This window comes from Mycobacterium sp. NGS19, assembly GCF_059813155.1.
Genome location: NZ_JCALEB010000003.1, coordinates 543093 through 555302, shown reverse-complemented (window position 1 = coordinate 555302; position 12210 = coordinate 543093). Strand labels below are relative to the sequence as shown.

Here is a 12210-nt window from a genome sequence, read left to right as displayed (position 1 = left end):
GTGGTCCACCTTCTGGCCCTCGGCGGCACGATCTCGATGCGTGAGACCGCAACCGGGGCGGTGCCGAGCATCGATGCCGCGGAGGTGTCGGGCCAGGTCGGCGGTTTCCGCAGCGCCGAGGGGCTGGCACTGGTCGGCGGTTCCGAAGTCGACTTTGCGCTTTTGGAACGGCTCGTGTTCCGAGCCCGCGAGGTGGTGTCCGAGGGAGCCGACGGCATCGTCGTGACCACCGGAACGGACTCCATCGAAGAGGTTGCGACATGGCTGGCATATCGCGACAACTGGCCGGTGCCATTGGTGGTCACCGGCGCCATGATCGTGGGGACGCGGCCGGACAGTGACGGACGCGCGAATCTGGCGGACGCCTTAGCGGTGGCGGCGTCGGGCGCCGACGTCGATCCGGTCGTCGTGTTCGGCGGGAAGGTTTTCGACGGCCGCGAGGTGGTGAAGGTTTCCGGTCTGGTGCGCGATGCTTTCGATGCACCGGGTCGCGGTCCGATCGGGTATGTGGTTGCGGGGCAGGCTCGTTGGCATCGCCACTGCGCGCGTCTGAAGGCGCACGGTGACCCCGCCGGCCCGATTGTCGGAGTCCCGGTGGTGCTGGCCGCGCTCGGTGACGACGGCACTGTGCTGCGGGCCGCAGGCCGCGGGCGGCGGGCGATCGTGGTCGCGGCGAACGGCGCCGGAAACCTGCCGCCGCGCCAAGCCGCTGCGGTCAGGGAACTGATCGACAACGGCACGCTGGTGGTCATCACCAGCCGAGCGGCCGACGCGCGCGTGGCACCGGTCTACGGTTACCCGGGCGGTGTCGCCGGCCTTCAGGCGTATGGGGCCGAGCTGGCCGACGGACTCACTCCGCACCGCGCGCGGCTGCTCGTCACTCTAGGCCTCGCGCAAGGGCTCGGCCACGACCAACTGCGGGCGATGATCCGCTCAGAAGTGCGGCCATGACCGGCTTCGCCGTCGCGCCTGCGGTGAACCGCCGCGAACTCGCGGACCTGGCGGTCCGTCTGGTCGCGACTGGTCAGCCGTGGTGCGAGAACAGCCTCGACGGCCCCGCACGACCTCCGGAGGAGGAGCGCATCGCGCGTCCACTCGCCGAACTGCTGCGCGGGTGGGGCTTCTCGGTGGAGCTGATCGGGCGCACACCGCAGCGGCCAAACGTCGTCGCGTCGATGAGATTCGGAGACGGCCCGACGTTGATGCTCAACGACCACCTCGACACCTACCCGTCCGGGCCACCCAGCCGCTGGCACGTCTGCCGCGAAAGCCCTTACACCGCAGTCGAACTGGACGGCCGCCTCTACGGCCGTGGTACCTCCGACACCCGAGCCAACCTGGCAGCGCTGTTGACCGCCGCCAAACGTCTCGCCGACGATCCGCCACCGCGGGGAACCTTGCTTGTGGTCTTGACGGCCGACGAAGAGCGCAACGGCGTCGAGGGATCGAAGTATCTGGTCGAGGAATGCGGCTTGCGGCCGGACGCCTCGATCACAGTCGAGCCGACGGCGTGGACGCAGGGTGATCGGCGCGGGATCGCGCTGGCCGTCGCCCAGACCGGCCACGCGCTGCTCGACATCACTGCGCGAGGACGGTCGAGCCACATCTGGCGACCTGACACCGGCGCGAACCCGGCGCGGTACCTGACCGAGGCATTGGCAGACCTACACGCCAATCCCGTGCGGGGATGGCCGATCTCGGTCGTGGGCTTGCATGCCGGGGAAGCCGGCATGGCCCAGTTCACACCGCTGGTCGCGACAGCACGAGTCGCGGCGGTCAACGTCGGGCCCGACGTGGTCGCGGGCCAGCTGTTAGCGGAATTCCACCGGCGCCTTTCGCTCTCCCGACCCGACGGCATCGACGTCAGCGTGGATTTTGTCGACGGACCCACATTCGTCGCCGGAACCGAACGGCTCGACGACGACGACCCATTGGTGGCAGCGGTCAGCGACGCTTATCGCGAGGTCACCGGTGAGGCCGTCCGCACGTACACCAAGCCGGCGTTCAACGACACGATCCGCTTCCGCCACGCCGGAATTCCTGCCGTCACCTTTGGGCCGGGCGACGACGGATGGGCGGTGTACGACGAGAGTATTTCGCTGGACGCAATGGCGACGGCAGTGCAGGTGCTCGAACAGGCCGTGCGGATTTTTCTAGGCGGGCACTGATGCCACGCGACCCGGCGCGCGGCGGTTGCGGTTGCGCTCGGCCAGCCAGGCCCGCATGTTGTGGCGCACCGCCCGACCGATGATCCGCCCGTTCGGAACCATGTACAAGCTGTCGAGGAGAGAGAACCGGCGCAAAAACCATTCGGCCAGAACAGGTTCCGTCTCGGCGGCGCTCAGGAACTGTTCGAACAGGCTGCCGACCGGCCGATACCACCGCGGTACCGTGCCGCTGGCGTTGTGGAACATGAAATCGCCGATCGCGTTCATCGTCCACACCGGAAAGGTGGTCTTCGCGGTGGCGCGGTTCAGCGCCGGTGCGATGTCGTCGTCACCGGATGCCAGCGCCCGCTGCAGATGGCCCGCCTGAAGCGACGTCATCGTCATGCCCTGGCCGTAGGTCGGGTTGAAGCTGACCACGGCGTCGCCGAACGGGACGATGCCGGCGGGGAAGCGGGTGAGCTTGTCGTAACGGCGCCAGCGGCTGGTCGGATACTGGTGGAACGCGATGTCACCGATCGGCGTGGCCTGCCGGATCGCCGCGGCATGGTCGGGCAGCACCACGTCGGCGACGTCGCACATCTGCGAAAAGGTCTGCGGCGGTTGCACTTTGCCGACGCCGAAAGTGGTCATGCCCCAGGTGTCGTCCTCGTAGTAGAGCATCCCGATGCCCACCGGCTGCGCCCGCGACGCTCCGGCCACCACCACCTTCTCCTCGATCAGTCCCTCGGGGATGCGCAGCTGCTGCGTCGCATATCCGATGCCGACGTCGACCGTGTCCTCCACAGGGCGCTCAAAACCCCACTCCTGCAACCACACCGGCAGCCGGGTGCCGCGACCCGTCGCGTCGACGACAAGGTCGGCGTCCACGATCTGCCCGTCGTCCAGCACCACCCCGGTCACCCGCTGTGCGGCCGCGTCGAAGTGCGGCCTGCTCACCGACCGCTGCTGGATCGTGACGTTCGGCAGCCAGGCGGTGCGGCGGCGGATCTGCCATTCCAGGTGCGGCCGGCTCGGCACGTAGGTGGTGAACGTGTCCTCGAGTTCGGTGGGGATGCCCAGCAGATGCCCGGCCGCACCGAAGTGAATGGACCCTGGCTGATCCTCGAGGATGGGCACGCCCGCGGCCACCATGTCGTCGAGCAGTCCGGGAAACAGCGCGCCGAATTCCTGCGCACCGCGCGACATCAGGATGTGCACGTGCCGGCCCTGCGGCACGGCCGCCCGGTTCGCGGGACGCTCGGGCAGGTCGTCGCGGTCGAACAGGGTCACGCGGTCGTAGAAATCGGACAGCACGCGCCCGGCGCACAGCCCTGCGATGCTGGCTCCGATCACCACTGCGTGTTTTCGTTTCGATGCTATGAGGGCACAGTAGAGCAACACTCGGGAGGAAGACGAGAACATGGACCTGCGCACCAAATCCGTCGAGCAGTCGATCGAAGACACCGACGAAGAAGGCACCCGGCTCCGCAAGGATCTGAGCTGGTGGGACCTGACCGTCTTCGGGGTTTCGGTGGTGGTCGGGGCCGGCATCTTCACCATCACCGCGTCGACGGCCGGTAACCTCACCGGCCCGGCGATCTCGGTGTCGTTTTTGATTGCCGCGGTCGCGTGCGGGTTGGCCGCGCTTTGCTACGCGGAATTCGCGTCGACGGTGCCGGTTGCGGGCAGTGCCTATACGTTCTCGTATGCGACGTTCGGCGAGTTCGTCGCCTGGGTGATCGGCTGGGACCTGATCCTCGAGTTCGCCGTCGGTGCCGCGGTGGTGGCCAAGAGCTGGTCGACGTACCTCGGTACAGTATTCGGATTCCGCGGCGGCACAACGGATCTCGGCCCGGTCACGCTCGACTGGGGCGCCCTGCTGATCATCGCGGTGCTGACCACGCTGCTGGCCTTGGGCACCAAGCTGTCGGCGAACGTCAGCGCCGTGATCACCGCGATCAAGGTCTCGGTGGTGCTGTTGGTGGTGGTCGTCGGCGCCTTCTACGTCAAAGCGTCCAACTTCTCGCCGTTCGTGCCGGCCCCGCAGCCCAGCCCGTCGCAGGCCGACCAGTCGGTGTTCTCGCTGCTGACCGGAGCAGGTGGTAGCACCTATGGGTGGTACGGGGTGCTCGCGGGGGCTTCGATCGTGTTCTTCGCGTTCATCGGCTTCGACGTCGTCGCCACCACCGCCGAGGAAACCAAGAAGCCTCAGCGCGACGTGCCCCGCGGGATCCTGGCCACGCTCGCGATCGTCACCGTGCTCTACGTCGCCGTGTCGATTGTGCTGTCCGGGATGGTGCGGTACACGCAGCTCAAAGACACCGCCGACGGTGGCCACGCCAACCTCGCGACCGCGTTCAAGCAACACGGCGTGACGTGGGCGGCCGAGGTGATCTCCATCGGCGCGCTGGCCGGGCTGACGACGGTGGTGATGGTGCTGATCCTCGGGCAGACCCGCGTGCTGTTCGCGATGTCGCGTGACGGTCTGCTGCCGCGGCAGCTGGCCAAGACCGGCTCGCGTGGCACGCCGGTGCGCATCACCGTGCTGGTCGGAGTGCTGATCGCGCTGGCGGCATCGGTGTTTCCGATCGGCAAGCTCGAGGAGATGGTGAACGTCGGCACGCTGTTCGCATTCGTGCTGGTGTCAGCGGGCGTGATGATTCTGCGCCGCACGCGGCCGGACCTGCATCGCGACTTCCAGACGCCGTGGGTGCCGTGGCTGCCCATCGCGGCGATCGCCGCCTGCCTGTGGCTGATGCTGAACCTGACGCTGCTGACCTGGATTCGGTTCGCGATCTGGATGCTGGCCGGGATCGTCGTCTACTTCGCGTACGGCCGCCGGCACTCGGTGCAAGGTCGCCGCGCAGTGCAAGCAGCGGTCTGACCCGGCCACTGATGGTTTACAAAAAGGTTGTCTGTGTCTAGACAGAGGACAAATCAGGCGTTACCGTAAACGCATGGACACACAGCAATGGCACGACACCAAGCGGTACCTGTGGCTGACGGGCCTGGTGGCGCCCACGGCATTGTTCGCCATGCTTCCGTTGGTCTGGGCGATGAACCAGGCCGGTTGGCACACCGCCGCTGCGCTGCCGCTGTGGATCGGCCCGCTGCTGCTGTTCGTGGTTCTGCCGCTGCTCGACCTGAAGTTCGGCGCCGACGGCCAGAATCCGCCGGACGAGGTGATGGAGCGACTCGAGAACGACAAGTACTACCGGTACTGCACGTATGCGTTCATTCCGCTCCAGTACGCCAGTGTGGTGCTGGGCGCGTACCTCTTCACGGCCCATGACGTGTCCTGGTTGGGCTTCGACGGACCGCTGGGCTGGCTCGGCAAGATCGGCGTGGCCCTAACGGTCGGGGTGCTCGGCGGCGTCGGAATCAACACCGCGCACGAGCTCGGACACAAGAAGGACGCGCTGGAGCGCTGGCTGTCCAAGATCACGTTGGCGCAGAGCTGCTACGGGCATTTCTTCGTCGAGCACAACCGCGGCCACCACGTGCGCGTTGCCACCCCTGAAGACCCGGCCAGCGCGCGGATGGGTGAGACGCTGTGGATGTTCTTGCCGCGCAGCATCTTTGGCGGCCTGCGCTCATCATGGGAGTTGGAGGCCCAGCGGATGCGGCGAATGGGCAAGAGCCCGTTCAGTATTCGCAACGAGGTGCTCAACGCGTGGCTGATGTCGGTGGTGTTGTGGGGTGCGCTGTTGGCGGTGTTCGGCTGGGGTCTGATCCCGTTCATCGTGATCCAGGCGGTCTTGGGCGTGGGTCTGCTGGAAGCCGTGAACTATCTGGAGCACTACGGGCTGCTGCGGCAGAAGACGGCCAACGGTCGCTACGAGCGGTGCACGCCGCAGCACAGCTGGAACTCTGATCACATCGTCACCAACATCTTCCTGTACCACCTGCAGCGACACAGTGACCATCACGCCAACCCGACGCGGCGCTATCAGACGCTGCGCAGTTTCGACGAAGCGCCGAACCTGCCGAGCGGATACGCCAGCATGATCATGCTGACGCTGGTCCCGCCGCTGTGGCGCAAGGTGATGGACCCGCGGGTGCTGGCGCACTACGACGGCGACATCACCCGGGCGCACGTGCACCCACGATCGCGATTTCGGTGCGCGAACATGCGCTGAGCGCCCGAAATCGCACCGAAATCGCAACCCGAAAGAGGGGAAGAATGGACTACAAGCTTTACCGCTGCATCCAGTGCGGCTTCGAGTACGACGAAGCGGTGGGCTGGCCTGAGGACGGCATAGCCGCCGGCACCCGCTGGGACGACATCCCCGACGACTGGAGCTGCCCGGACTGCGGGGCGGCCAAGGCCGACTTCGAGATGGTCGAGATCGCCCGCGCGTGACGGTTACTCTCGCGCGTGTGAAGCAGCGAGTTCCGTATGCGGAGGCCTCGCGCGCGCTGCTGCGCGACTCGATCCTCGACGGCATGCGGGATCTGCTGCTCAGCCGCGACTGGTCGGCGATCACGCTGGCCGACGTGGCGCGCGCCGCGGGGATCAGCCGGCAGACCATCTACAACGAATTCGGATCGCGCCAAGGCTTGGCGCAGGGCTATGCGCTGCGGCTGGCCGACCGCCTCGTCGACGTCATCGACGAGCAGATCCAGCAGAACCAAGGCGACATCTACGCCGCGTTCCGGCAAGGGTTCGGATCGTTTTTCGCCGAGTCGGCCGCCGACCCGCTGGTGATCTCGTTGCTCAACGGTGAAGCCAAGCCCGACCTGCTTCAGCTGATCACGACCGACAGCGCGCCTATCATCAACCACTGCTCGCAGCGGCTGACCTCGTCGTTCATGAACAGCTGGGTTAAGGCGTCTGAAGAAGACGCCGGGGTGCTGGCGCGCGCGATCGTGCGGCTGGCCATGAGTTACGTGTCGATGCCTCCCGAGGCCGATCACGACGTCGCCGACGACCTAGCCAGGCTCATGACACCGTTCGCCGAGCGATACGGTGTCATCGACACAGATTGAGCTTGAGAAGGACGAGATGACGACTCTAGAAAACAGCCTGATGGCCGATGTCCGCAACGGCGTCGAATACAAGGTGGCCGACCTGTCGCTAGCCGACTTCGGCCGCAAGGAAATCCGGCTGGCCGAGCATGAGATGCCGGGCCTGATGGCGCTGCGCCGCGAGTATGCGGAAGTGCAGCCGCTCAAGGGTGCGCGTATCTCCGGGTCGCTGCACATGACGGTGCAAACCGCGGTGCTGATCGAGACGCTGGTGGAGCTGGGCGCCGAAGTGCGCTGGGCGAGCTGCAACATCTTCTCCACACAGGACCACGCGGCCGCGGCCGTCGTCGTCGGCCCCCACGGGACAGCCGAAGAGCCGCAAGGGGTTCCGGTGTTCGCGTGGAAGGGCGAGACGCTCGAGGAGTACTGGTGGGCCACCGAGCAGATGCTGACGTGGCCGGGCGAGCCGGTGAACATGATCCTCGACGACGGCGGTGACGCCACCATGATGGTGCTGCGCGGCGCCGAGTTCGAGAAGCAAGGCGTGGTTCCGCCGGCAGAGGACGACGACCCAACCGAGTGGAAGGTGTTCCTGGCGCGGCTGCGGGAGCGCTTCGAGTCAGACAAGACGAAGTGGACGAAGATCGCCGAGTCGGTCAAGGGCGTCACCGAGGAGACGACGACGGGTGTGCTGCGGCTCTACCAGTACGCGGCCGCCGGTGAGCTGACGTTCCCGGCGATCAACGTCAACGACTCCGTCACCAAATCCAAGTTCGACAACAAGTACGGCACCCGGCACTCGTTGATCGACGGCATCAACCGCGGCACCGACGTGCTGATCGGCGGCAAGAACGTGCTGATCTGCGGTTACGGCGACGTCGGCAAGGGCTGTGCTGAGTCGCTGAAGGGCCAGGGCGCGCGCGTCACGGTCACCGAGATCGACCCGATCAACGCATTGCAGGCGTTGATGGAAGGCTTCGACGTCAAGACCGTCGAGGATGCGATCGCCGACGCCGACATCGTGATCACCGCGACCGGCAACAAGGACATCATCACGCTCGATCACATGCGGGCGATGAAGGACAAGGCAATCCTGGGCAACATCGGCCACTTCGACAACGAGATCGACATGGCCGCGCTGGAGCGCTCGGGCGCCAAGCGGATCAACATCAAGCCGCAGGTCGACGAGTGGGTGTTCGACAGCGGCAAGTCGATCATCGTGCTGAGTGAGGGCCGGCTGCTGAACCTGGGCAATGCGACCGGGCACCCGTCGTTCGTGATGAGCAACAGCTTCTCCAATCAGGTGATCGCTCAGATCGAGCTGTGGACCAAGAACGACGAGTACGACAACGAGGTGTACCGGCTGCCCAAGAAGCTGGACGAGAAGGTGGCCCGCATCCACGTCGAAGCACTGGGCGGGCATCTGACCAAGCTCACCAAGGAGCAGGCTGAGTACATCGGCGTCGACGTCGAGGGCCCGTACAAGGCGGAGCACTACCGCTACTGATTTTCGGCGGCGTCGAGCCTGCGTCCAGATCGCGAAAACGTCGGGAATTGCGATCTGAGCGCAGTCTCGGGCCCGGTGAGATACGCCAAAATCGGTGCGAATTCGCGCGTGCCACTCCGCGTTCGATCCCGAAAACACCAAAGTCACGGTTGGCCGGTGCGAGTTCGCGCTCCAGAAGGCAGCGTGACGCAAACCAACGAGGGGGCAGTTCGCACCACATACGTCCACCGCTTTCGGACCGGTCACTAGTCCGCCGTCGGTGCCTACGCTACCGACCGGCGGCGCAGTTCCGGCCTGATCCATCGAATTGAGTTAGGTAGCGATGCTGACGCTGTCCCGGCTGCGTGACCTGGACGCCGGCGCCTGGCGCCTGGCGACGTGGTCGGCGCCGTTCATGGTGCAACTCGTCTCAGCCGTGCTGTTCATCCTCATGTGGGTGTTGGGCAAATGGCCCTTCGCGACGCATGATGCGTACGCAGGGGAACGCGCCTGGCTGTTGACAGCGACGGCGATTACCACCCTGGCATCGCTGGCGACGAGTGCTGCTCTATTCGCGTCGCAATCGCCGCGGCGGCGCGCGCTGTCTCTGAGCATTGCAGCCTCGTCGGTGGTGGTGTTTATCGGCGGGGTCTTCTTTGCCTTCTGGATGTTTCGTTGAGAACGGCCGGCCGGGATGTGAATCCATCGATGAACAAGTCTTCAACAAACCGTTATGGTCCAGCCAGCTTCATCGCCGCGATCGCGAATATCGCGGTATTGGAGGTTGTCACGTGGGTATTTCTCTCCTGGTGGATAATCCTACCGTTGATTATCGCACCGATATTGCTCGTTGAGCTAGCCATTTCCTGGGGGCTGACAAGAGCCGACGGCAAGATTGGTCAAGTTGGACGAGGAATCCTCATCGGCTCCCTGTCGGCTCCGCTCACTGCGGTAATCTTCATTGTCGCCTTCATCATCGCTCAAGCGATTGGGCCGATTTGATATCAAACGATACGGGGCGGTCTGACCGTCTATTATCCGAGCCCATAGCTTGGTCCTGGGCCACTTGGACCGCGCCATTCCTAACTCAACTTGTGGTCGGCGCAACCCTCATCTGTATGTGGTTGTTGGGAAAGACCGAATATTTCAAACAGTCCCATGAACGAGGCTGGTTGCTGTCCTCGGCGGGAATTTCGACGTTGGCGGGTCTGCTGATCGCAGGGTTATTTGCCTTCTCCCGTTCGCCGCGCGCGCGGGGCCTCGCCGTCAGTATGGCCGGCTGCTCACTTGCCGTCCTTCTCGGTGCGTCGATTTTTGCGTTTTGGATGTTTCGGTGGTGAGCGAGCACAGCGAGCATTGCGCGGTGATCCAGGACCGCTATGGTCCCGTCAGTTTTCTGTCGACACTCCTCACTATCTTCCTTCTGAATTCTTACCTCTGGTTCTTGGGTCCGTACGCCATCATCGGTTTTCCGATATTTCTACCGCCGATATTGATCGTTCTGGTAGTTGCGATCTTCCTTGCCAGAAGCACTGGCAGAGTAAGCCAGGCTGGCCGAGGAATATTGATCGGTCTCCTCTCGGTGCCGGCCGCGATAGCGATTTTCGTCACCGGCTTCATCGTGGCGAACGCCATCGGGCCGATTTGAGCCGGCCGTCGCGACTAACGCACTGTCACATCGAGCGTAAACCGTCCTGCGACGTGCGGTGGATTGGCGTTGTCCTGCTGAACCAGCGTTACGTGGACGGTTCCCGCGCGTGCCGCCCGATACCTACTCGTAAAGGTGCCGACCTTTTTATCAGCGCGGCCAGGATCGTATTTCCCCCCGAGATGCTCGAGGATCGTGATGTCGTACTTTTCCTCATCGTGCCACTGACAATTAGATGTCTGGTAATCGTCTGGCAATACGATGTCGAGCACCTGACCGCTGTTCAGCTCGATATGCCGACCATTGCCGGATTCATTCACCGTCACGTCCGCCATGCCGAAGAACTCATAGCGCAGGCTCGACTGACACCCGGCCACCAGCAGCACGCACGCCAAAGCCATCGGCAATCTCGAGTACACGTCCACCCTCCGGCTGAGTTTGCCTCAGCACCACACCATTTCACACGTCGCCAGTGGACTCGCCGAGCTCCGTAGGTACGTGCCGTACCGAACTCGCGTACGTTGTCCGGTGTGGCGGGGGTCCTCATTGCGATCGAAGGTGTCGACGGCGCCGGCAAGCGCACCCTGTGCGACGGCCTGCGGGCGCAGTATGAGCGGAACCACAGATCGGTCGCGATGCTGTCGTTCCCGCGCTACGGGCATTCGGTGAGCGCCGACATCGCCGCCGAGGCGCTTCACGGCGACCATGGCGATCTCGCGTCGTCGGTGTATGCGATGGCGGTGTTGTTCGCACTGGACCGCGCCGCCGCGCGCGACGAGATCCACCACCTCAGGGCCGCGAACGACGTCGTCATCCTCGACCGCTACGTCGCCTCCAACGCCGCCTACAGCGCCGCGCGGCTGCGCCAGCACGCCGACGGCCAGGTGGTCGAATGGGTGAAGAGGCTCGAATACGAGCGGCTTCACATGCCGGCCCCGGATTGGCAGGTGCTTTTGGATGTGCCCGCTGAGCTGGCGAAGGCCCGCGCGCAACACCGCGAGGCCACCGAGGACAGCCGTGCCCGCGACTCCTATGAACGTGACGACGACCTGCAGCGCCGCACCGGTGAGGTCTACCGGGGGCTCGCCGAGAACGACTTCGGCGGGCCTTGGAAGATCGCGCGCGCCGACGTCAACACCGCCGTGCTGGCAAGCTTCCTGTTTCCGTGAGTCAAGCGACGCGTTGCGCCTTATTCCAGGACATGCGCGTGTGGTAGCCGGGTTTTATCCCGATCTGGTGACACCATGGACACCATGAGGCAAAGGATTCTTGTGGTCGACGACGATCCATCGCTCGCCGAGATGCTCACCATCGTGCTGCGCGGCGAAGGTTTCGACACGGCGGTGATCGGCGACGGCTCCCAAGCACTCACCGCGGTACGCGAACTTCGCCCCGATCTGGTGTTGCTTGACCTGATGCTGCCGGGGATGAACGGCATCGACGTGTGTCGGGTGCTGCGGGCGGACTCCGGCGTGCCGATCGTGATGCTGACCGCCAAGACCGACACCGTGGACGTCGTCCTCGGTCTGGAGTCCGGCGCCGACGACTACGTGATGAAGCCGTTCAAGCCAAAGGAGCTGGTCGCGCGGGTACGCGCGCGGCTGCGGCGCAACGATGACGAGCCCGCCGAGATCCTGTCGATCGCCGACGTCGACATCGACGTGCCCGCCCACAAGGTGACCCGTCAAGGCGAGCAGATCTCCCTGACCCCGCTGGAGTTCGACCTGCTGGTGGCGTTGGCGCGCAAACCGCGGCAGGTGTTTACTCGTGATGTGCTGCTCGAACAGGTGTGGGGATACCGGCATCCCGCCGACACCCGTTTGGTCAACGTGCACGTTCAGCGGCTGCGGGCCAAGGTCGAGAAGGATCCCGAGAACCCGCAAGTGGTGCTGACTGTTCGAGGAGTGGGATACAAGGCCGGCCCTCCGTGATCGGTGGCCGTTCGGCGGTCGCTGCGTTCC

At 64.9% G+C, this 12210-nt stretch carries 14 protein-coding genes; 12 read left to right on the top strand and 2 right to left on the bottom strand.

The window, feature by feature from the left end:
- Positions 1 to 951 (top strand): asparaginase, encoded by a 951-nt coding sequence (locus AC5Y4N_RS12560; RefSeq protein ID WP_499907720.1) that lies wholly within the window; start codon positions 1 to 3, stop codon positions 949 to 951.
- Positions 948 to 2168, top strand: a complete 1221-nt coding sequence (locus tag AC5Y4N_RS12555; protein WP_499907722.1) for a M20 family metallopeptidase — start codon at positions 948 to 950, stop codon at positions 2166 to 2168. The genes AC5Y4N_RS12560 and AC5Y4N_RS12555 overlap by 4 nt, the downstream gene beginning before the upstream one ends.
- Here the strand turns inward: AC5Y4N_RS12555 and AC5Y4N_RS12550 are convergent.
- The gene (locus AC5Y4N_RS12550; protein WP_499907724.1) at positions 2154 to 3569 is read right to left on the bottom strand and encodes an FAD-dependent oxidoreductase; all 1416 of its coding nucleotides are present in this window, start codon (positions 3567 to 3569) and stop codon (positions 2154 to 2156) included. The genes AC5Y4N_RS12555 and AC5Y4N_RS12550 overlap by 15 nt on opposite strands.
- Between AC5Y4N_RS12550 and AC5Y4N_RS12545 the strand changes: the two genes are divergently transcribed.
- The 8 genes from AC5Y4N_RS12545 to AC5Y4N_RS12510 all read left to right on the top strand — a co-directional run bounded on the left by AC5Y4N_RS12545 (position 3568) and on the right by AC5Y4N_RS12510 (position 10249).
- Complete coding sequence (locus tag AC5Y4N_RS12545; protein ID WP_499907726.1) at positions 3568 to 5031, top strand: APC family permease; 1464 nt, start codon at positions 3568 to 3570, stop codon at positions 5029 to 5031. The genes AC5Y4N_RS12550 and AC5Y4N_RS12545 overlap by 2 nt on opposite strands.
- Before the next feature lie 73 nt (positions 5032 to 5104).
- Positions 5105 to 6286, top strand: a complete 1182-nt coding sequence (locus AC5Y4N_RS12540) for an alkane 1-monooxygenase (RefSeq protein WP_499907728.1) — start codon at positions 5105 to 5107, stop codon at positions 6284 to 6286.
- Positions 6287 to 6330: 44 nt separating this feature from the next.
- The gene (locus AC5Y4N_RS12535) at positions 6331 to 6510 is read left to right on the top strand and encodes a rubredoxin (RefSeq protein ID WP_499907729.1); all 180 of its coding nucleotides are present in this window, start codon (positions 6331 to 6333) and stop codon (positions 6508 to 6510) included.
- Positions 6507 to 7136, top strand: coding sequence for a TetR family transcriptional regulator AlkX (alkX, locus tag AC5Y4N_RS12530; protein WP_499907730.1), 630 nt, complete (start codon positions 6507 to 6509; stop codon positions 7134 to 7136). Before AC5Y4N_RS12535 ends, alkX begins: the two co-directional genes overlap by 4 nt.
- Before the next feature lie 16 nt (positions 7137 to 7152).
- Entirely contained in the window at positions 7153 to 8622 is a 1470-nt protein-coding gene (gene ahcY, locus AC5Y4N_RS12525; RefSeq protein WP_499907731.1) for an adenosylhomocysteinase, read from the top strand.
- A gap of 322 nt (positions 8623 to 8944) precedes the next feature.
- The gene (locus tag AC5Y4N_RS12520; protein ID WP_499907732.1) at positions 8945 to 9280 is read left to right on the top strand and encodes a hypothetical protein; all 336 of its coding nucleotides are present in this window, start codon (positions 8945 to 8947) and stop codon (positions 9278 to 9280) included.
- A gap of 29 nt (positions 9281 to 9309) precedes the next feature.
- Complete coding sequence (locus AC5Y4N_RS12515; protein ID WP_499907733.1) at positions 9310 to 9603, top strand: hypothetical protein; 294 nt, start codon at positions 9310 to 9312, stop codon at positions 9601 to 9603.
- A 334-nt stretch (positions 9604 to 9937) separates the two neighbouring features.
- A complete protein-coding gene (locus tag AC5Y4N_RS12510) occupies positions 9938 to 10249 on the top strand; it encodes a hypothetical protein (RefSeq protein ID WP_499907734.1) in 312 nt (103 codons plus the stop codon).
- Positions 10250 to 10263: 14 nt separating this feature from the next.
- Here AC5Y4N_RS12510 and AC5Y4N_RS12505 read toward each other — a convergent pair whose 3' ends face one another.
- Entirely contained in the window at positions 10264 to 10674 is a 411-nt protein-coding gene (locus AC5Y4N_RS12505) for a hypothetical protein (RefSeq protein WP_499907735.1), read from the bottom strand.
- 105 nt (positions 10675 to 10779) lie between these two features.
- On the opposite strand from AC5Y4N_RS12505, the gene AC5Y4N_RS12500 reads away from it, so the two are divergent.
- Together AC5Y4N_RS12500 and mtrA are read left to right on the top strand one after the other, a co-directional pair.
- The gene (locus AC5Y4N_RS12500) at positions 10780 to 11418 is read left to right on the top strand and encodes a dTMP kinase (protein ID WP_499907736.1); all 639 of its coding nucleotides are present in this window, start codon (positions 10780 to 10782) and stop codon (positions 11416 to 11418) included.
- Between the two features lie 75 nt (positions 11419 to 11493).
- Positions 11494 to 12180: a two-component system response regulator MtrA gene (gene mtrA, locus AC5Y4N_RS12495; protein ID WP_499907737.1), complete on the top strand. Its 687-nt coding sequence runs from the start codon at positions 11494 to 11496 to the stop codon at positions 12178 to 12180.
- The last annotated feature ends 30 nt before the right edge of the window (positions 12181 to 12210 follow it).

Excerpts from the sequence above, each read along its gene's own strand:
- AC5Y4N_RS12555 (WP_499907722.1), top strand. The coding sequence starts at position 948 with ATGACCGGCTTCGCCGTCGCGCCTGCGGTGAACCGCCGCGAACTCGCG.
- AC5Y4N_RS12535 (WP_499907729.1), top strand. The coding sequence starts at position 6,331 with ATGGACTACAAGCTTTACCGCTGCATCCAGTGCGGCTTCGAGTACGAC.
- AC5Y4N_RS12545 (WP_499907726.1), top strand. The coding sequence starts at position 3,568 with ATGGACCTGCGCACCAAATCCGTCGAGCAGTCGATCGAAGACACCGAC.
- AC5Y4N_RS12515 (WP_499907733.1), top strand. The coding sequence starts at position 9,310 with ATGAACAAGTCTTCAACAAACCGTTATGGTCCAGCCAGCTTCATCGCC.
- AC5Y4N_RS12520 (WP_499907732.1), top strand. The coding sequence starts at position 8,945 with ATGCTGACGCTGTCCCGGCTGCGTGACCTGGACGCCGGCGCCTGGCGC.
- mtrA (WP_499907737.1), top strand. The coding sequence starts at position 11,494 with ATGGACACCATGAGGCAAAGGATTCTTGTGGTCGACGACGATCCATCG.
- AC5Y4N_RS12540 (WP_499907728.1), top strand. The coding sequence starts at position 5,105 with ATGGACACACAGCAATGGCACGACACCAAGCGGTACCTGTGGCTGACG.
- AC5Y4N_RS12550 (WP_499907724.1), bottom strand. The coding sequence starts at position 3,569 with ATGTTCTCGTCTTCCTCCCGAGTGTTGCTCTACTGTGCCCTCATAGCA.
- ahcY (WP_499907731.1), top strand. The coding sequence starts at position 7,153 with ATGACGACTCTAGAAAACAGCCTGATGGCCGATGTCCGCAACGGCGTC.